The organism is Sphingobacterium alimentarium, assembly GCF_004342685.1.
Lineage (GTDB): Bacteria > Bacteroidota > Bacteroidia > Sphingobacteriales > Sphingobacteriaceae > Sphingobacterium > Sphingobacterium alimentarium.
This window is the reverse complement of record NZ_SMBZ01000014.1, coordinates 50,068-69,963: the sequence shown is the minus strand read 5'-3', so window position 1 is coordinate 69,963 and position 19,896 is coordinate 50,068. Positions and strand designations below refer to the sequence as shown.

The window sequence follows — 19,896 nt, the reverse complement described above, 5'->3', positions numbered from 1 at the left end:
AAAACTCCATGTACTAATTTGTTTCATAGCTTTATTCACTTCTAAGCATATAGAGTTAAAAACGGAAACATCAATAAAGAGCTTTATGCACGAATGCAAAAAAATAACAGATGCGCGATTAAAAAATAAAATTACAAACGATGAAATAAAAATGAGAGCTACCAGAACTCCTGAAATACTCGATTTTCTAACAAAATTGAACCTGCTGACCTAAATTGGACAAGTCAGGACAATTTCAGTTCAGGCATTTTCTCTTTGATGTGCTGTCTGATTTTTTCTTTCAGTTCATCAGAATTACTTGCTGACTTTTTCAATGCTACCTGCATCAACGCTTCGTGAGGCCCGGCATTGTACAAGAAGATAGAACTAACAGGGAAAGTTGAGGGGTGTTGTCCAACATAAACCGATGAAATGGCAATATTGTCTTTGCCTAAAAGCCCGTCCAATTCTTTCAAAAAGGCTTTTACTTTTTCCTCTGTCTTTTCTATCCGTGTTCCCTCCGGTGCAGTAATCCTTACTTGGAATTGGCTCGAATTTACTGTAGGCAAAACGTCTTTTCCCGTAAACATATAAAGAAGACCAACCGCTAAAAGTGCAACAATAAAACTTCCCGTAACAATGACTTTTTTACGAGGCATTGAATTTTGGAGCATTGTACCCACTCGGTTTTTAAAACGGTCAAAACGGGTTTCTTTCTGCTCTTTCTGATGATGTTCGTTTTTCATTATCCAATTTGCCATTACAGGAACAAACGTCTGCGACAAAATGAACGAAACAATCATTGAGAAACCGATTGCCAATGCCAATGGCATAAACAATGAACCGGGAATACCTGTCATCATAAAGGCAGGTGCAAATACGGCAAGTACACAAAGCAAAATCAGCAATTTCGGAAAGGCGATTTCCTTACAGGCATCTAAAATCGCCTGTGCTTTGGTCTTCTTCATTGCGAAGTGCTGGTGTATGTTCTCAATGGTTACGGTACTTTCATCAACTAAAATACCGATTGCCAATGCCAATCCCGATAGGGTCATAATGTTAATGGTCTGTCCGAATAATTTTAGGAACAATACCCCCGATATAACCGAGATAGGAATAGTCAAAATAACAATCAATGCGGCTCTGCGGTCACGCAAGAAAAGCACAACCATTAAACCCGTAAGCAACGCTCCCAAAATCCCCTCAACCATTAAACTTTTTACGGCATTGATAACGTAAACAGATTGGTCAAATTCATAGGAAACTGTTACGTCTTCAGGCAGGTTTCGCTGAATGTTCGGAATGGTCCTTTTAAGGTTCTGTACCACATTATAAGTAGAGGCTTTTCCCGATTTTGCCACGTTCATATATACCGAACGCTTACCGTCAATCAGTGCGTAACCTGTGGCAATATCCGCACCGTCCTTAACCGTAGCCACGTCACGGATATAGACATTATCCACCTGACCTTTGAAAATCGGAATGTCGCCAAATTCTTCAACCGTTTTAAGAGTATTGTTGGTTGGTGTCAAATAGTTAGTCCCGTCAATATACACGTTTCCTGCCGCAGATGTTACGTTTTGACGGCTGATAGCCTCCACAATCTGCTCGGGCGATAATTGGTGTGCCCGTAACTTGTTTGGGTCAATGTTTATCTCAATGGTTCTCGGACTTCCCCCAAATGGCGGTGCGGTCGTCAAGCCGGGAATAGCAATCAAAAACGGACGAGCCGTAAAGTTGGCGATGTCCTGTAATTGGTTGTTCGTTTTAGTCGGACTACGGAAAACCAACTGCCCGACAGGTTGCGAAGAAGCATCGAAACGCATAATGAACGGTGGCGGCGCACCGGGTGGCAGGAATACCTGAGAACGGTTGGACAAAGCGTTTAATTGGGCAATAGCCTCGCCCATATTTGTACCCTCGTAGAAGTTTACTTTCATCAGGGTCAAACCTTGTGTATTCTTACTTTCTATACTTTTGATACCGTTGGTAAACAGCATCATATTCACGTACATTTTTGTAAAATACCCCTCCATTTGCTGTGGTGTATATCCATTGAAAGTATGGGCTACATACACTACGGGCAAATTCATTTCAGGCAGAATATCTACCTGTACATCTTTGACTGAACGCACACCGAAAAACACCAATCCAAGTACAAGTACCATTATTGATATTGGCTTTCGGAGTGCAAATTTTATCATATTATTCATATATAAATCTGGTTATTGTTGTTGAATAAAAACTCCTAAATCGCCTCTCGCCGAAGCCAATAAAAGCAAAGCCTGCCACACATTGTTTTGGGCAATTTCGTAATCAATCTCTGCTCTGTTCAAACTGTATAATGCCTGTGTATAATCTACCAAAGTAGTCAAGCCGTTTTCGTACAAAGCCGTATGCTGTTTATAAGCCATTTGAGCCGCAGACAACTGTACTTTGGTTTCCTCAAAGTTATCTTTGGCATTGTTCAACTGTGAATAAGCCATTTGGGTCTGTGCGTTGAGTTCTTTTTTGAACAAGTCGAACTCCTGTTGTAAGGATTGTGTAAGAAATCGTTGCTCTTTGACCTTTGTTTCTGAACGGAACAGATTGGTAATATTCCACGTAAGGGAAAGCCCCAAAAGGTAATTGCTTCGGTCTATCCCGACACCTTTCAGATAGTTGGAAGAATAAGCGGAGTTGTCCTGTGCATAGTTCGCCTCAAAGCCTGAACCACGACCTTGTAATACTCCAAAAGCCGATAAAGTCGGTCTTTTGTTAGACTTTAAGATTTCTTCGGATTGCAGACTTTCCTCAATCTTACTTTGCTGTAACTGTAACAAAGGGTGCTTATCCACTTCATTGTTCAGACTTGCTAAACTCTGTAACGGAATAGTGGTGCTGTATAAGCTGTCTAATTGGTAGGTCTTAAAGTCTTCGCCTAATAGAACTGCTAACTGTTTTGAAAATTCAAGCTCTCTATCGTAAGATTTGATTTGTAAAGATTTGGCGTTTGATACTTCGGCTTTTGCTAATTGGGCATCAACTTCGGGAATTAACCCACTCTTTGCCCGTGTATCTGTCATTTCAAAAAATACCCCTGCACGGTCAAAGTTTTTTTCCTGTACATATTTAATGCGTTGGCTTGCCAACAAATTCAAATAAGCCGCACTTACTTTAATTTGATGCTGAAATATTTCCTGTTCCAAATCAGCTTTGGCAGTTTGTTCTTTTCTACCGCCTAACTCAACTTGGTTTTTAATTCTTCCGAAAGTAAATAAGTTCCAATTAACATTGGCAAAATAGAGTGAGCCAAATGCGGCATTCCAATTTTGCTCTGCCAACGGCATAGAAGTCGAAGCCGAAGCCATACCTCCGTGAGCATACATTGTTCCGTGAAGCATATTTACCGTTCCGTAACTTTGCTGTGCTGCAAGGGTTACATCCGGGAGATAGTGTTGTTTTTGGAACATAGTATTTTGTTCCGTTGCCGAAACAATGGACTGTTTCGACTTGATTTTATCGTATTGTTCTACCGAACGATATAACGCATCTTCTAATTTTAGTGTTTGAGCAAAGCTATTATAACTCATTGCCCATACTAAACTTATAGATGCAATGAACTTTAATTTCATTGTATATAAAATTTAGAAATTAGACATAAAGAATTTGAGTAGTGCCAAAATTCATTGGATTACTTTAGACAATTCGATACGCTAAAATCAAATTCTATAAACGCAATGGTAAATATAAAGAGGGGTGCCGCGAACTGGGACTTTTGAAGAAAAATAAGAAGGAGTTTGTTTGGTATTATCTGTAATAAGAGGAAAATCAAATACAGTACCTAATGTTTTATTAGGAATTGCATCGCCCCAAAATTTTACAGAAAAATCAAATTGCGATTGCTTTTTAACACTATCTTCAACTTTTACAATTTTTGCTTCGTGCTGGCAGCAGTCTTTCTTTTTCTGGGTGAGCCCCTTTTCATTGTCTGCACAAATCGGACAAGGTTCGTCCGAGTTTTGATGTGCTGTATTCGTCAGGCTAAATGTCTTCATTGCCATTCCTTTGCACGCATGCGAGTATTGGGTAAAGCCTGAAGCCAATACCAAATAAAGGAATGAAAGCAATATGACAAACAGTTTTTTCATAAAAACACTAAAACATTGCAAAGGTAATTAATATATGTTTACATTGACACATTGAGAATCGAATATTTCAAAATTAGCGGTTATTATATCCAAATGGATAAGAGATGTGAATTAATTTTTCACAACCTCCTACCTTTTTTCTTTTTCCTCTTCATTCGGTTGGCAAACTGTTCTTCGTCGTAGTCCTCGCACTGTGCTTGGGGCAACAGGCTGAACAATCCCAAATCAGAACTCTACGAATGTTCCTGCGTGATAAACTCGAAAAGGTCTTTTGTCGGTTGGTGATCTATGGTATTCGTATTGGAAACAGGGCTGTCCTGTATCTTTAATTTGGGTTTGTTGCCGTTGTTCCACCAATTTCAGGACGATGGAAGAGATCGTTTCTACCTTAAAGACAAGGGACTTTGTACGTTCACAGGCTGCCGAGTACAAAAAAATGCTGCGGGCGGGCCTCATCGTTATCGATGATGTCATGCTGTTCCCGCGGGAAAAAAATGTCGCGGTCGCTTTCTTCAATTTCATCAACCAGATCTACGAATCTACTTCGATCATTGTAACGACAAACAAGAAGCCGACAGAATGGGCTAAAATGCTGGAGGATGAAGTTATCGCAACGGCACTTTTAGACCGGATATTGTTCCGAAGCGAGGTGATAAACCTCACAGGGGAAAGCTATAGAATGCAGAATAGAAAAACGTTCTTGGACAAATAAATTTTATAGCATACTTTTGGAATGGATTGTGTATTTATTAGTGCCAAAAATGCTGTACTCCAAGTTACCAATTATGCTGCATTCTTATTTACCATTTACAATAGCCTCCTGCTGTTCATACAACTGGATTTTACTTGGATAATTTTTACTTACATAACGCAATCTAGTTTGTACTTTCTTATTTACAGCTTTATTATTGGATAGTACCTCATTTAGTTTATCAACTGTAGCTTGAACGTTTTCTTTATTAATATCTGTCAAATCAGGAGGGTCAGGTAAATCATCCTCTGTTTTAGCAACGCTTTGAGCGTATTCCCAGATTTCTATTAATGCCTTCTTCATCTTCTCCTTATTGGTATGGATACTTTTCTTCCACACGAAGGTGTACTTGTTAGCATTGGCCTCAATTTTTGTCCCATCTACATAAACATCATCAATACTTAAAAGGCCCTCATCGGCCAATAGTTTTACTACTTCTTCAAAAATACTGCGTAATGCTTCTTTCAAGCGAACTCCACGAAATCTATTAATTGTATTATGGTCAGGAAAGCTCATGCCGCTTAACCACATAAAATTAACATTCTCTCGACATACCATTTCCAATTTACGACTACTATAAATATTGCTAACGTAACCGAAAACAAGTACTTTCAATAACATTTGAGGATGGTAGCTAGAGGAACCTTTAATTTTATAGGCTTCCAATAACCCTTGAATATTAATTCGATTGATTACATCATTAACAATCCGAACTGGATGTGATTTGGAAACCAATTCATCCAGGCTTAGAGGAATTGCCATGATCTGGTCTTGATAATAAGGTTTAAAGACAGGTACTCTTTTGCTCATAAAACAATCTGACTACAGCTTAAATATTTGAAAATCAGATGATTAAAACAAATAATATAAGTGATAAAATACAAAAAAGAGGCAGTCCAATTTGAGACTGCCTCTTCTTTATTTTGAGTGGAACATATTTAGTACGCTCCGATATAGAAACTTCCTGATTGGTTTTTCAATTTAGCTCCTTTCGTAACGGACTTCGTTTTGTAATTGATTACATATATATTTCCGTCCGCGCCGTTTGGTGTCATCGGCACATATAAGTTATCACCAATGAGTCCGATATTTTGGAATTGTCCAAATGTACCTACTAAAGCGGTGCCCCCGTTTTGAGCTGCCGTAAGACCCGAGAAGCCACTATCCGACTGATTGTCTGTAGTCAATTTCGTTGCGGTTTGCGCTTTTAAATCCACTAAGGCTAAGTGACCTCCATTTACACCAGATTCAGTATACATCACCAAGCCAATGCCATCTTTGACATATTTCCATGCACGAATCGAGATATTGTTGGATGCCGACAGCGCTGTTTTTAAGTCAAAATTATACGATTCATCGTATGTATTGGTTGCTGAATGGATGCGTAAAAATTGAGAGCCGCTGGTGGCTGTAGCTTGGTATATGTGGCCATCAGTACCTACATACTGTGTCATGGTGCGGTAACTGTGATTGTTTGCTTTTCCATTTTTGTTAAAGATCAACTTCGGATTATCCAAGGATGGATAATCCAATACCAATGTTGCTGTTCCTAATTGATTTGTCGTTGTTGACCAAGTTTGGTTTCCGCTACTATTGAGGGTTGATTTTTTGGTGATATCAATGCGAGTCAAATTACAGCCAATAAATAATTTATTTTGGGCTTTGTTCAGTATAGGCACGTCAATACGTCCAATTTGGTAGCCGTTTTGTTTTTGCTCTTCAGTAAATGGAATCTCAAATTCTTGCTTTGCGTATTTCATAATGGGATCATTCAGATCCAATACTGCAATCTTGGCTGTACTTTTTACGCTGACAAAATCTGCGCCTGCGCCTTCCGCGGAACCTGTTACCGCTGCGGATGCATAAACGCCAACCCCGATACCGTCTGCCGCCACAACCCATCGTGGAGAAGTGCCTAGTAGAGGAGCGGTATTGATTTCTTCGTTCGTGTCTTTAAATTTATTGCCGCCTTCTACGCTATATTTATTAAATACACCTCCGTCTGCTCCTGTATACTGGATATTATACAAGAAATTACCATTTGTAGATCCTTGCACACGTGCTGTCCTTTGTGATCTCAATGGATATCCATCCGCAAATAAGTTGATCTCAAAATTCGGATTAATCGCTTGTTCTGGTGTAATCGAAAACGCTTTGGTGCCTCCATTGCCTGCCTCTCCGGTTTCATCGGGATATGCGCCTGTCAGTGTCAGGTAGGTACGCGCTTTGTTATCTGGACCTGAAGCCGGAATATCAATTACGGGTCCTTGATCGGTTTTTTCGCAGCTGGTAAATCCCCCGAAGGCAAGTATAGCGACTACGAGCGTGGTGGATATAAGGTTGTTTTTCATATATTAATTATTAAAGTTGTTTATTGTGTAATTCAATTTGATGTAAAATGCCCGACCTGGTTTTTGCACGCCAAAATTATCATAGACTTCAGCGTTTAATATGTTTTTCGCATCCACGCTTATAACCATCTTACTGCTAGGGAGTCTGTAGCTGGCGCCGATATCATGCGAGAATTGGCGTGGGGTGGTAAACCAATCTGATTCATACCATATCGTATTGAATGGAGCAACATAGCCCATATTATAGTATACATTCGTGACTGAGCGTTTCTGGATAATATTATTCAACCGATATTGCACGTTTGCATTGATGGTAAAGAAAGGTTCGTTAGGAATCTGGAAGTTGTACAGACTATGGGGATTTCCGCGTTCGTCATTTTTCACTTTAAAGAGAGAGTTGAATTTGGAAAAATTGACCATTGCATTCAATTTATTTGCATAGATATAGTTTACCTCGCCCTCAAAACCGATGGATTGGGTTTTTGATAAATTGACGAACTGCGTAACCTGTATATCTTCGACTTGATTTTCTCTACCTTCTAATACAGGTTCTGTACGTGTCTGTTGAATTATTTTGTCATAGCCATTGCGCCAGAAAAAGTTCCCATAGAAAGAGAATGTATGTTTACTCTGATTGGATAGGGCATATCTTGCTCCCAAATTGTAATTAATGGCTAGTTCGGGAAGGATCTCGGGATTTGCCAATAAATTATTTTCAGGCTCACCAAAGATATGTCTTTCTGTAGGCATGATAAATGATTTTTCTCCCGAGAAGATAATATTACCGTTTTTAATGGCCTCGTACGACACCGTTCCGCCAAAGCCACGATTGTTGCGTGTGCTTTTATTGTTTGTGTATTGCATCTGACCATTTGATTCGCTTACGGGAATACGCTGTAGAGTTTCATAAATGCCGTATTTACCAAAAATGTTTGTCCTCAGGCGTCCATTGAAAGTTTCAGCTTCGTAATTAAGTGCTAAAATATTGGTGGTGATGTCATTGTTCGTGATCCACTTGCTTCTTTCGGGCACGAGCAGGTCTTTGTCGTTTCGCGTCGAGCTTTCGAACTTATGATTGAAGGACAGGCGATGGCCGGCATATAGCATATAGGAAAGGTTGGAGCGGACATTGCTGATAGTTCGGTCGATATCACTGATTACCGCATCACCTTGTTGGCCTTTGCCTGGCTTATAGGCAACATATACAGGAGCTCCTGATTCATTCAAAATTAAAGGTGTATAATCCCAATTGTATTCTCGGCTGACCGTATCTTGTAGATATGTGTTGCGTAGGCTATGGACTGCATTCACATTCAGCGAAAGCCCATTGATGAATAAATCTTTTTTGCTGTAATTCATCGTAAATACATGCGCTTGGTATTCATTGAATCGTCCAAAATATGGAGTGGTCATCGTGACACCATGCGGTATTTCTTTGTATGAATCAGACACATTATACCCTACGAAAAATTGGTCTGCCCATTTCGTATCGGTATATCCGACTTCAAATCGAGCTCCAATAGTTTCGAATTTGTCATTTGGTCTTTTGACACGATAGTAACGTTGCAGACGGCCTCCCGGACGAGTGTATTTGGAGAATTTGCCCCACATCTCGTAATTATTGTCCGAATGGTTGAAGAAGCTGGATGCTCGAGCTGTGAAACCATTTTTCTGATTGCGGTACAATCCGCCAATGTCCGCACGGTACGTATTAAAGGATCCATAAGAGATGGCAGCGGTAATATTATTGGCTGACGCATCTTTCTTCATCACCACATTAATTGCTCCGCCGATGTAATTGCCAGATAAATGCGAAGGAAGAACGCCTTTGTAGACTTCAATGCGTTCTATCATGGCAGGAGGGATATTATTTAGATTGAAGGATGACCCGTAAGTTGAGATTTCGATTCCATCCAAGAAAATACCTATTGTACTGCCTGACATTCCATTCAAGTTGTATTCGATAGGAGAACCTTCTCCACCATTTTGGCGTACACGTATTCCCACAGAACGGTCTAATAATTCATTTGTCGTCAAGTTACGCAAGGAAGCTTCTTTGGTCTCAATCACGGCCACGGCAAAACCAGAGGTTTCTATGTCTTTTTTCACGGTTTTGCGTTGTACCGTCACTTCATCTATTGAAATTCCGTCTTTCTCGTCAATATGAATATGTAAGTCATCCTGATTTTTGTCAACGGTTAGGGGTAGAACTTTGCTCTCTATTTCCAGAGAGGAGATATGAAGGTTGTATTGGCCGGCAGGAACATTTTGAAATGCATAACGTCCATTTTTATCCGTAATCACGATGTGCTCTGTGCCTTCTATTCGCAGGGTGACATGTGACATCGCCTTTCCGTTTACAGCGTGCACTTTCCCTTTGATGCTAAACTGCTGTTGGGCATAGACGCTGAGGTGTGCTGCAATAAATAGAACGATAAGATATATATTTTTCATCAAGTAAGATTAATATGTTAACTTTGATATCATTTAGATTCAGTCTAAATAAATATTGTGCTGCAAATCTAGATTTATTCTAAATAAGAAAATGACGAAATCGGGAGATAATACTTCACAATCGGAAAATATTGCAAAGTTTTCTAGTGATAAAAGTGTTCTGCAAGAATTCAATCTGAACTTGCATTACCTTTTATTGCATAAGGAAGGTGCAATTAATTTGTCCTCTCCAGTAAATGGGTTTCTGAATATTTTGCTGTTTAAAAATGCTGATAATTGTATTTGTCCTTATTTTATCAATCAAAATTCATATGTAATCCGAGGAGGAGAGAACGTTATTCATAAAGTAACCGAACAAGATGTGTTTGAATGGAAAAATATATATGAACGAAATGTGGGAATAGTCATTTTCATTCCGCATTCCTATCTGGAAGATTTTGAGCTCAAATTCCAACAAAATAGTTCGCGTTTCAAAGATGGTTTACTTACGTGCAGTGACAATAGGATGCAGTTATTGCAATCTCAATTGTTGGAAATGTACCAACAGCCTTCCTTATTAAATCAATTGAAAATTCAGTCTAATTTGATTGAGATTATAGCGCATCAGATCGATGGATTGATGGTTGAGAACGATAATCAGCAAGTAATTGTTGTAAAGAGCCATTACGACAAAATTATGTTGGCGAAAAAAATGATTGATAGTGATGTGTCAAAGAATTTTACGATTCCTGAATTAGCAAAAGAAGTGGGTACAAACGAACAATACTTAAAGAAGTATTTCAAAGAATATTTCGGTAAGACTGTGTCGAATTATATTACCGACCGAAAAATGAATTATGCGAAGGAATTAATTGTGAGTGGGGATTATCGTGTGGCTGATGTGGCCCGTATGACAGGCTACAAGCACTCGACACATTTTACGACAGCTTTCAAAAAATATTTTGGCTTTATACCCAATTCGTTGCGTTATACCTATTTACTCGCGCATGGAGCAAGAGAGGTTATCTCCGAATTGGAAAATTTTATTGGAATTTTATAAAAGAAAACACTTCACAATTTTGTGAAGCGTTTTCTTATCGGTATTATTTTTCAAGTTGTATTCCTTGTAAAGTCTGTCACTTTAGGGAACTATTAAAATTTATAAGATAAGGTTGTTGTAAAGTTTCTTGGCGGGATCGGATTCACTGAATAATTTTCATGAATGAAATAACTCAATTCGTCGGTAATATTTGCAATTTTAGCCAATATGCTGAATCTCTTTGCTGAATAACCCAAGGAAATATCAAAAGTAGTAAAAGGATCCACGGCAATCAGTCTATTTACTCCATCACGTTCATTAATTTTTGAGTTGTTCCAGCCAGCATTACGTTTACCTGTATAAAATGCTGAAGCACCTATTTTTAATCCCTTTAAACTTCCATTTTGAATGCTATAAAATAGGGTTGCATTTCCGGTGTGGGCGGTTGTTCCTACTAAGCGTACGCCTTCAGCACTTCCCGATGTTTCGGCATCCTTGCCAGCGCTATCCTTATACTTGATAATACCTAAAGTTTCTGTGTAGCGCATAAAGTTGTAAGCATATCCAGCAAGTAAATTCAAACCCGGAAGGATATTGCCATTCACATCCAGTTCAATACCATCCGAAGATGTTTTTCCGGTAAATTCTTTCATATTGGTATCCCCATTCGCAGCCCCATCAGCTGTCAATAAAGCCATTTGTGTGAATTTATTATTATTAATTCTATAAGCTGTAAGATTCGCAGAGAGTCTTCCACCAAAGAAATCATTCTTTATGCCTGCCTCATAATGGTCCACTAAAGAAGGTGTTAATGGTTGGAAATTGATGTCATAGCCTGTGTTGGGAATGAAGTTATTTGCGTAGCTTAAATAAATAGAGGAGCTAGCAATCGGTTGATAGATGAGTGCAAATTTCGGCGACCAAGCTTTATCTTCTTTTGCTCCAGCTTCTTTGCCATTGATCATATTTTTCACTTCTTCTGTTATCCCTGTCTGATAATTGAATTTTTCCGAATAGGGTGTTCTTTGATACGTGTACCGAATGCCCGCTAAGACTTTGAATTTTTCCGACAGCGAAATCAAATCCTGAATAAATGCCCCATATCTGTACACATCTGTTTTAGTCCATGTGTTTTTCGCATATTCGGGTATATCAGTTCGTGTGGCTACAGGATTAAATACATTTATCTGATCATACGCAGTGGATGGGGTAGTCGGCTTTGAGAGATCCGCGAAGATGTTGAATGCATATGCTTTTGTTGACGATTGATCCATGTCTCCACCAAAAAGAAGCTGATGTTTAACGCCTCCCGTATTAAAATTACCGATCAAATTAAGTTGTTGATTTTTGGTGAATTCTTCAGTTGCACTACGACTCAATGCCCTTGAAGCTAAGCCATCTGCATTAGCCTGCAATCGTTCAGACCCATAATAATTACGGTTATAGTTTTGAATACCTGCCAGAAGACTGAGTTTCCAATCGTCATTAAAATTGTGATCAAAAGAGGCTTGTCCGTTTGTGGAGTTGGTATTGTTGAAAGCACCCTTTACATTTAAAAATGTGTTTTTGCCTACTTCATTGTTTATTTTTCCCTCTACCGATCCAATTCCAAAGTCTGGCGTATAATTTGACTTTAGATAGTCAAAGTTGAAACTTAGTTCTGAGCGTTCATTGATTTTATACAATACGGATGGATTTATGTACACGCGATCTATCTTCACTACATCCCTATAGTTATTTGCAGATTCTCCAGTTCCTACAATGCGGAAAGCTACTTGTTGAGACAGTGGGCCATATACATCCAAAGTGGGTTTATACGTATCCCAGGAACCATATCTAAACGATACTTCTCCGCCATTTTCAAATTTTGGCTTTTTGGTGACTAGATTGACAACAGCTCCGCCCGATACGCCTCCGTAGAGCAGGGCAGCAGATCCTTTCAGAATTTCTACTGACTCTAATGTACTTGCTTCGATACGTCCACCGTTATTCGTACGTGAACCATTTTTGAAAATATTGTTAGCCCCTAAGCTGTAGCCTCGTGCGAAGAAATTTTCGCCAACACCACCGCGATTGGCACCCAACGCTATTCCGTTCGCGTTCTTCAGCGCATCACCTAAGGTATTGATTTGTTGATCCTCTATGACTTGTTTATTAATGATCTGAACAGATTGCGGCAAATCTTTATTGTCAATACCTGATTTGGCAACACCTACTTTTTTATTATTGACGGAGTTGTATCCTACAATTTCTACCTGCTCTATTTCGCGGTCGACTTTTTGAAGAACAATACTTTTTAACGCTGTTATGTCTCCTGTCGGAATAACGGTCACCGTTTCTTTTCGGTAGCCTAAACCAGACACCATAATATCAAAAGTGCCGCTCTGAGGGATAAATAATTGAAAGTTTCCTTGGGTATCCGATTGAACTTGTTTATTTCCTGAACTGATGGTAAAATTTGGTAGCTCTTTGCCTTTAATGTCAACTAGTTTACCTTTAAGGGTTGTCTGTCCGTACGCTACTGAGCATAAGGCCCAGGATGTGAACAGCGAATAATATATTTTTTTCTTCATGCTTATTTAAACTAATTCTAAATTACTGCAAAGCTAAATCATGAAGAAGCAGAATAAAATAAACAATCGGATAAAAAGTTTAACAATCAGAAATTTATCATTCAGAAAGTCATACAAAGAAAAAAGCCCTCTTTTACTAAAAGAAGGCTTTTGATAATTAGCTATGAATATTAATTAAATTTCCATTTTACGAAAGCTTCGATAGCTTCATAATCTGCTAAACCTAATTTGCGGTATAGACCTGCAGTATATGTGGTTCTATCTTCTGCTCTTACCCAGAATTCGCGAGGATCGTCCCCAGGGAAAACAGGTAAGTCTTTTTGCGACTGGTGTTTGAAGATCGCCAAACGCTTACGTTTTACTTCCTGTGGAGAAAGTGGTACCGCCATTTCGATTTCGTGGATTGGGAATTCGTACCAAGCACCGCGGTATAACCATAACCAACAATCCTTAGCCCATTCTTCAGTCGCACGCAATCGTGTCAATGCCTCCAAAATGATGTCAAAACAAACTTTGTGCGTTCCATGTGGATCGTGAAAATCACCAGCCGCAAATACTTGATGCGGTTTTACTTGGCGCATCAACTCCATTGTTTGTTGGATATCTTCCTCAAAAGATACATCTTTAGAGAATTTTTGTCTATCGTAGAAAGGCAAGTCTTGGAAGTGAATATTCTCATCCGGTAGCCCTACAAAACGTGATCCAGCGATAGCTTCGCCTTTACGGATATACGCCTTCACCTTGCGGATAATCTCTGGATCGATTTCCTTTGGTTGTTTCTTTGCAAAATAGGTATTAGATTCTTTGTACAACTGATCCAATTTGGATGCGTCATCACCTAATTCTCTAGTGATGTCTGTCGCAAACTCTAAGAATCGACGTGCATCATCATCCCATACCGCATTATTACCCGATGTTTGGTAGGCCACGTGCACATTGTGCCCTTGATCCGCCAAACGGATAAATGTACCCCCCATTGAAATTACGTCATCATCAGGGTGTGGTGAGAACAAAATCGCGTTTTTACGCGCTGGCTCTGCACGCTCAGGACGATTAGAATCGTCGACACCGGGCTTACCACCTGGCCATCCTGTGATGGTGCGTTGTAATTCGTTGAAGATACGGATATTGATGTTGTATGCTGGACCTTTGGTTGTCGAAAGACTCGACATACCATTGTTGTTGTAATCGTCGTCAGTAAGCTTGAGGATGGCTTTGTTCAATTTTAATGATAACCATACAACTGCTTTCTTGATCAACGTGTCAGTCCATACTACATCATGTGCTAACCAGGGTGTATCAAATCTTGTTAATAAACAAGCCGCACCTTCATCCAGAATGAATTCTACATTGTCGGACAATTGTAGGTATGTAGCTGGAATATCCGAGGAGATTTCGCCCTCAACTGCTTTTTTTACAATTTCTGCTTTCTTCTCATTCCAAGCCATCAAGATAATCTCTCTCGCTTTGAAGATAGTTCCTACACCCATAGTAATCGCTTTGGTAGGTACATTCTCCTTACCACCGAAATCATGGGATGCGTCACGACGTGTTAAGTCATCTAAAGTGACTAAACGTGTTCCAGAGTTTGGAGCAGAACCCGGCTCATTGAAACCGATGTGACCTGTACGACCAATACCTAGAATTTGAATGTCCAAGCCACCTAAATCGGTAATCTTTTGCTCGTAGGCCTCACAGTATGCTTGTACTTGGTCTTCACTTATTGTCCCATCAGGAATATTAATGTTCTCACGAGGGATATCCACGTAATCGAATAAATTTTTATTCATGAAGGTCACGTAGCTTTGCGCTGCAGTAGGCTGCATCGGATAGTACTCATCCAAATTGAATGTTACTACATTTTTGAAGCTCAATCCTTCTTCTTTGTGAAGACGCACTAACTCTTGGTAAACTTTGATTGGAGTCGCACCTGTTGCTAAGCCCAGCACTGCTGTCTCGCCTTTTGCCTGCTTCTCTTTGATGATGGAAGCTATACGATTTGCAACTTGAATCGAAGCAACATTTTGATTAGGGTATACCTTAACAGGTACCTTTTCAAAACGTGTTTCCTCTAATAAATTTAATCTTGCCATTTATGAGGTATATTATGATGAATCGTGAATTGCAAATTTAACAATAAAATACCCTTATTAATAATTAAAAAGCTAATTATTTAATATTTATTAGATAAAATTTTAAGTTAAAGCATTGCATTTCTTGAGCTTCAGGCATTAATTTGGTAACTTCTAAAAGATTAGCCTTTGCCATTTCTACTTTTATTCGCATAGAGTTGTGCGGTTCTTGTGTCATATTTTTATTATAAACTATACTAAATTAGTAGATTATTTTATATTTGGTCAAAAATTACTGCATCATGAAAAGACTTTTATTTCTTATAGCTTTTGTTTTGCCGCTTGCACTATGGGCACAAGACAAAGAAGAACTCATCAAACAAATACTTGCTAATCCCAAGGATGAAAATTCCATTCAGCTTATTCAACGCTTGAATTCGTATGATCCAGATCCAAAGGAGATGAAAGTTTATTTTAAGAAATTGGACAAATCGGTGCGTAAGTCTACCAAAGGAAAGATATTCGAACGCTATATTCAGGCTGTAGAAAATTCATCTGTAGGCAAGAAGGCTCCGGGAATTACGCAGTTTGATTTGGAAGGAAACCCTTACTCCTTACAGGATTTAAGAGGAAAATTTGTGTTGGTCGACTTTTGGGCATCATGGTGTCCTCCTTGTCGTGAAGAGAATCCTAAATTAGTAGCCATCTATCAAGATTTTAAAGATAAAAATTTCGAAATATTGGGTGTTTCTTTTGATAGAGATATGAAAGCTTGGAAAAAAGCCATTGATGATGATAAACTGACATGGAAACACATTTCGGACTTACAGCACTGGAATAATGGAGCGGCAGGAGTATATGGAATTAAAGCAATACCTCAAAATGTATTGGTCAACCCAGAGGGAATTATTGTTGCCCGTAACCTGCACGGTGATGATTTAAGAAAAAAGTTAGAAGAGATATTAAAGTGATAATAGGGAAGAAAAAACAAACTTCTTTATCATTTCGACGAGGAACGAGGAGAAATCTAATACTATAATTGATTTACTATTAATTTTAGATTTCTCCCCTTGGTCGAAATGAACCTTCTGTTCTATAATTTTTTTGTAACCCTCTGTCCTTTTTCTACCCAAACAACGCCCGAAAAACATCTTCTAATTTTCCGACGGGTCGGAGGGCAATATTATATTTCTTGGCATCTAATCCTTTTGTGTTATGTTTGGGGATGAATATTCCTTCAAATCCTAATTTCTCGGCCTCTGCAATACGTTGCTCAATCCGATTGACAGCACGGATTTCGCCAGACAGTCCTACTTCACCCGCAAATGTAATATTCGTAGGCAAAGGCATATCCTGTTGAGAAGAGATAATCGCGGCGATGACAGCTAGGTCAATAGCTGGGTCTTCGACACGGAGCCCTCCTGTTATATTTAAGAATACATCTTGAACGCTTAATCTGAAACCAAATCTTTTCTCAAGAACAGCTAATAGCATATTTAATCTTTTGGTGTCAAATCCTGTAGAGCTACGCTGAGGTGTTCCAAATGCTGAATTACCGACTAAAGCCTGTACTTCAATCATCAGTGGGCGAATGCCTTCCAGCATAGTAGCGATAGCCACACCACTCGTCGGCTCATCGCGTTGAGAGATCATGATTTCGGAAGGATTGGATACCTCGCGCAATCCCGAACCCTGCATTTCGTAAATCCCCAATTCGGATGAAGAACCAAATCTATTTTTAACAGCACGTAAAATTCTGTATACATGATGACGATCCCCTTCAAATTGCAGTACGGTATCCACCATGTGCTCCAACACTTTTGGTCCTGCGATAGATCCGTCTTTCGTAATATGACCTACGATAAAGACCGGAACATTGGTTTCTTTGGCATAGCGCAACAATTCTGCGGTACATTCACGCACTTGAGAGACAGAGCCCGGAGCAGACTCGATTTGTTGGGAGTGTAAAGTCTGAATGGAGTCAATAACGACAATATCGGGCTTAACAGCTTCCGCTTGTTTGAAAATATTTTGAGTAGAAGTTTCGGTGAGGATATAACAGTTTGCTTTCGAATGCTGCGACAAGCGTTCGGCACGCATTTTAATCTGTTGTTCACTTTCTTCGCCAGAGATATACAATACCTTAGATGCAGGAATTGAAAGTGCCAATTGCAACATCAACGTAGATTTACCAATACCAGGTTCTCCACCGATCAAAACCAATGACCCCGGGACAATACCGCCACCTAAGACGCGATTAAACTCCTTATCCGGTGTAATCAGACGTTGTTCTTCGGTATAGACTATCTCATGAATAATGGCCGCTTGATTTTGTCGTTTTCCCGATGTCGAATTGTTGGTACTTCGCCATTCCGGAACGCGCGAGGAGGGGGGGGTAACCACTTCTTCTACAAAAGTATTCCATTGTTTACACGAGGGACATTGTCCTAGCCACTTAGGAGATTCATATCCGCAGGATTGACAGAAATGTGCTGATTTTGATTTTGCCATTAGGCTAAATTAGTAAAAATATAGCTTAAAAATTATTTTCCAAATCCATTGTGCCAAACAATAAATTTCCTTTACTTAGGTTAGAAATTTCCCAGCCAACCTAATAGGGAAATCAATTACATTGTTATAAACCATATCCGATGATACGACAACAGACTAAATCGTTCTATTTACTTTTACTGTTTATAGTTCATTCCCTTGCATCTATTGCTCACGCAAAACAAGATTCAACCCGTGCGACCCCTTTCTTCAAGGATGGTCAAGCTCAAATTGTAGCAGCTTTTCAGGATCCTACGAAATGGATACGACATGATTTGTGGGTCGAAACTTCTTTTGATACAGATGGCGATGGTAAACTTGATCGTATGCACGTAAGTGTGACACGCCCTTCTCAAACTGAGAACGGAGAATTAAAACTTCCTATAATCTATGAAACCAGTCCGTATTATGCGGGCGTGGCTGGCGATTTGGAGGGAGTGATGTGGAATGTTAAACATGAGCTGGGTGCCAAAGCCCCCAAACCCCGCATCCACCCAAGTGTAGTGCGAACAGGTAAAAGGCCTATAATTTCAAATTCATTAATTAGACAATGGGTGCCTCGGGGATTCATAGTGGTGCATTCTTCCTCACCAGGTACAGGTTTCTCACAAGGTTCTCCTACAGTTGGTGGTGTAAATGAATCCTTAGCACCAAAAGCTGTCATTGAATGGTTGTCTGGAAAGGATAATGGCTATACAACTCCAGATGGAGAAGAGAAAGTGCATGCGTTTTGGAGTACAGGTAATGTGGGAATGACTGGAACGTCGTACAATGGCACATTGCCCATAGCAGCGGCCACGACAGGCGTTGAAGGCCTAAAGGCTATAATTCCGATTGCGCCGAATACATCTTATTATCATTATTACCGCTCGAATGGACTGGTACGTAGCCCAGGCGGTTATTTAGGCGAAGATGTAGACGTGCTTTTCGATTTTATCCATAGTGGTGCTGAAGATAAGAGAGCTTATAACAATAAGACTTATCGCGATGGCGAAATCTTAAATGGTATTGATAGAGAAAGTGGTGATTATAATGCGTTTTGGGCAGGTCGTGACTATTTAAACGCGATGAAAAACTTCAAGGCAGCTTTATTAATGGCGCATGGTTTCAACGATTGGAACGTAATGCCTGAGCATAGTTATCGCATATATAAAGAAGCAAAAGCCAAAGGATTGCCTGTTCAGATTTATTATCACCAAGGCGGACATGGTGGTGAGCCTCCGCATGAAATGATGAACAAGTGGTTTACACGTTTCCTTTTTAATATAGAAAATGGTGTGGAGAATGATCCTAAATCTTGGATTGTTAGGGAAAATGACAAACAAAATAATCCTACATCTTATGTAGATTATCCGAATCCTGCAGCTACAGCTGTCAAATTGTATTTAGGTCAGGGAGGTCGCTCGGCAGGGACATTGCAAGTAGCCAAACCTGAAGCTAAAACTAAAGAAGTCTTAGTGGATGATGTTTCTTTTTCGGGAAAAGATTTGGCTACAGCTAAGCAATCAGAGAATCGTTTGCTATATGTAAGTCCAGTATTGAAAGAAGACCTTCATATATCCGGTATAGCGAGTGTCTCAGTTAAATTAGCAGTCAACAAACCTGCCGCAAACTTTTCTGTATGGTTGGTGGCATTGCCATGGTCGGAGGATAAAAAAGCCAAAATAACCGAAAACATCATTACTCGTGGTTGGGCAGATCCTCAAAATTATAAATCTATTTCGAAAGGTGTTCCTCTAAAGCCGGGTAAGTTCTATGATTTAAAATTTGATTTACAACCGGATGATCAAGTAATACCTGCTGGTAAACAAATAGGGTTAATGCTTTTCTCTAGCGATAAAGAATTTACTTTATGGCCAAAAGCAGGAACTGAAATTACAATTGAGTTAAATGGCGCCATCATTACCTTACCAATTGTAGGTGGTAAGGTTGCTTATGAAAAAGCTACTCAGTAAGTAAATATAAAAATAAAATAAGCGCTAGAATTGAATCTGCTGACGCTTATTATTTGTTAAATA

The 19,896-nt window shown here is 39.4% G+C and carries 13 protein-coding genes and 2 pseudogenes; 5 read left to right on the top strand and 10 right to left on the bottom strand.

Annotation, left to right across the window (positions count from 1 at the left end):
* A pseudogene (locus EDC17_RS17015) lies at window positions 1–214 on the top strand (IS1634 family transposase); the annotation flags it as partial.
* Window positions 215–224: 10 nt separating this feature from the next.
* Here EDC17_RS17015 and EDC17_RS07095 read toward each other — a convergent pair.
* From EDC17_RS07095 to EDC17_RS07085, 3 genes are all read right to left on the bottom strand, one after another.
* Window positions 225–2,192, bottom strand: a complete 1,968-nt coding sequence (locus tag EDC17_RS07095; RefSeq protein WP_262708177.1) for an efflux RND transporter permease subunit — start codon at window positions 2,190–2,192, stop codon at window positions 225–227.
* A gap of 12 nt (window positions 2,193–2,204) precedes the next feature.
* Window positions 2,205–3,593: a TolC family protein gene (locus EDC17_RS07090; RefSeq protein ID WP_132777399.1), complete on the bottom strand. Its 1,389-nt coding sequence runs from the start codon at window positions 3,591–3,593 to the stop codon at window positions 2,205–2,207.
* Window positions 3,594–3,680: 87 nt separating this feature from the next.
* Window positions 3,681–4,109, bottom strand: coding sequence for an HYC_CC_PP family protein (locus EDC17_RS07085; RefSeq protein ID WP_132777398.1), 429 nt, complete (start codon window positions 4,107–4,109; stop codon window positions 3,681–3,683).
* A 271-nt stretch (window positions 4,110–4,380) separates the two neighbouring features.
* Here EDC17_RS07085 and EDC17_RS07075 point away from each other — a divergent pair, with 271 nt between their 5' ends.
* On the top strand, window positions 4,381–4,821 hold the full coding sequence (locus EDC17_RS07075; RefSeq protein ID WP_243646069.1) for an ATP-binding protein: 441 nt from the start codon (window positions 4,381–4,383) through the stop codon (window positions 4,819–4,821).
* Window positions 4,822–4,908: 87 nt separating this feature from the next.
* Here the strand turns inward: EDC17_RS07075 and EDC17_RS07070 are convergent.
* The 3 genes and pseudogenes from EDC17_RS07070 to EDC17_RS07060 form a co-directional block, all read right to left on the bottom strand.
* A pseudogene (locus EDC17_RS07070) lies at window positions 4,909–5,670 on the bottom strand (transposase); the annotation flags it as partial.
* Window positions 5,671–5,798: 128 nt separating this feature from the next.
* Window positions 5,799–7,211: a hypothetical protein gene (locus EDC17_RS07065; RefSeq protein ID WP_132777397.1), complete on the bottom strand. Its 1,413-nt coding sequence runs from the start codon at window positions 7,209–7,211 to the stop codon at window positions 5,799–5,801.
* 3 nt (window positions 7,212–7,214) lie between these two features.
* Window positions 7,215–9,665: a TonB-dependent receptor gene (locus tag EDC17_RS07060; protein WP_132777396.1), complete on the bottom strand. Its 2,451-nt coding sequence runs from the start codon at window positions 9,663–9,665 to the stop codon at window positions 7,215–7,217.
* Window positions 9,666–9,756: 91 nt separating this feature from the next.
* Between EDC17_RS07060 and EDC17_RS07055 the strand changes: the two genes are divergently transcribed.
* On the top strand, window positions 9,757–10,704 hold the full coding sequence (locus tag EDC17_RS07055) for an AraC family transcriptional regulator (protein WP_132777395.1): 948 nt from the start codon (window positions 9,757–9,759) through the stop codon (window positions 10,702–10,704).
* A 92-nt stretch (window positions 10,705–10,796) separates the two neighbouring features.
* On the opposite strand, the gene EDC17_RS07050 is transcribed toward EDC17_RS07055, so the two are convergent.
* The 3 genes from EDC17_RS07050 to EDC17_RS16840 form a co-directional block, all read right to left on the bottom strand.
* A complete protein-coding gene (locus tag EDC17_RS07050; protein ID WP_132777394.1) occupies window positions 10,797–13,256 on the bottom strand; it encodes a TonB-dependent siderophore receptor in 2,460 nt (819 codons plus the stop codon).
* A gap of 170 nt (window positions 13,257–13,426) precedes the next feature.
* Window positions 13,427–15,349 (bottom strand): glucosamine-6-phosphate deaminase, encoded by a 1,923-nt coding sequence (gene nagB, locus EDC17_RS07045; protein WP_132777393.1) that lies wholly within the window; start codon window positions 15,347–15,349, stop codon window positions 13,427–13,429.
* Between the two features lie 76 nt (window positions 15,350–15,425).
* The gene (locus EDC17_RS16840) at window positions 15,426–15,566 is read right to left on the bottom strand and encodes a hypothetical protein (protein WP_165894380.1); all 141 of its coding nucleotides are present in this window, start codon (window positions 15,564–15,566) and stop codon (window positions 15,426–15,428) included.
* Window positions 15,567–15,630: 64 nt separating this feature from the next.
* Between EDC17_RS16840 and EDC17_RS07040 the strand changes: the two genes are divergently transcribed.
* Window positions 15,631–16,299, top strand: a complete 669-nt coding sequence (locus EDC17_RS07040; RefSeq protein ID WP_132777392.1) for a TlpA family protein disulfide reductase — start codon at window positions 15,631–15,633, stop codon at window positions 16,297–16,299.
* Window positions 16,300–16,453: 154 nt separating this feature from the next.
* Here EDC17_RS07040 and radA read toward each other — a convergent pair whose 3' ends face one another.
* On the bottom strand, window positions 16,454–17,839 hold the full coding sequence (gene radA, locus EDC17_RS07035) for a DNA repair protein RadA (RefSeq protein ID WP_132777391.1): 1,386 nt from the start codon (window positions 17,837–17,839) through the stop codon (window positions 16,454–16,456).
* Between the two features lie 140 nt (window positions 17,840–17,979).
* Here radA and EDC17_RS07030 point away from each other — a divergent pair, with 140 nt between their 5' ends.
* Window positions 17,980–19,833: a Xaa-Pro dipeptidyl-peptidase gene (locus tag EDC17_RS07030; RefSeq protein ID WP_132777390.1), complete on the top strand. Its 1,854-nt coding sequence runs from the start codon at window positions 17,980–17,982 to the stop codon at window positions 19,831–19,833.
* Window positions 19,834–19,896: the final 63 nt, after the last annotated feature.

Bases quoted from the DNA above. Each gene is read 5' to 3' on its own strand.
- EDC17_RS07095 (WP_262708177.1), bottom strand. From the start codon at position 2,192: ATGAATAATATGATAAAATTTGCACTCCGAAAGCCAATATCAATAATG.
- EDC17_RS07090 (WP_132777399.1), bottom strand. From the start codon at position 3,593: ATGAAATTAAAGTTCATTGCATCTATAAGTTTAGTATGGGCAATGAGT.
- EDC17_RS07085 (WP_132777398.1), bottom strand. From the start codon at position 4,109: ATGAAAAAACTGTTTGTCATATTGCTTTCATTCCTTTATTTGGTATTG.
- EDC17_RS07065 (WP_132777397.1), bottom strand. From the start codon at position 7,211: ATGAAAAACAACCTTATATCCACCACGCTCGTAGTCGCTATACTTGCC.
- EDC17_RS07060 (WP_132777396.1), bottom strand. From the start codon at position 9,665: ATGAAAAATATATATCTTATCGTTCTATTTATTGCAGCACACCTCAGC.
- EDC17_RS07055 (WP_132777395.1), top strand. From the start codon at position 9,757: ATGACGAAATCGGGAGATAATACTTCACAATCGGAAAATATTGCAAAG.
- EDC17_RS07050 (WP_132777394.1), bottom strand. From the start codon at position 13,256: ATGAAGAAAAAAATATATTATTCGCTGTTCACATCCTGGGCCTTATGC.
- nagB (WP_132777393.1), bottom strand. From the start codon at position 15,349: ATGGCAAGATTAAATTTATTAGAGGAAACACGTTTTGAAAAGGTACCT.
- EDC17_RS16840 (WP_165894380.1), bottom strand. From the start codon at position 15,566: ATGACACAAGAACCGCACAACTCTATGCGAATAAAAGTAGAAATGGCA.
- EDC17_RS07040 (WP_132777392.1), top strand. From the start codon at position 15,631: ATGAAAAGACTTTTATTTCTTATAGCTTTTGTTTTGCCGCTTGCACTA.
- radA (WP_132777391.1), bottom strand. From the start codon at position 17,839: ATGGCAAAATCAAAATCAGCACATTTCTGTCAATCCTGCGGATATGAA.
- EDC17_RS07030 (WP_132777390.1), top strand. From the start codon at position 17,980: ATGATACGACAACAGACTAAATCGTTCTATTTACTTTTACTGTTTATA.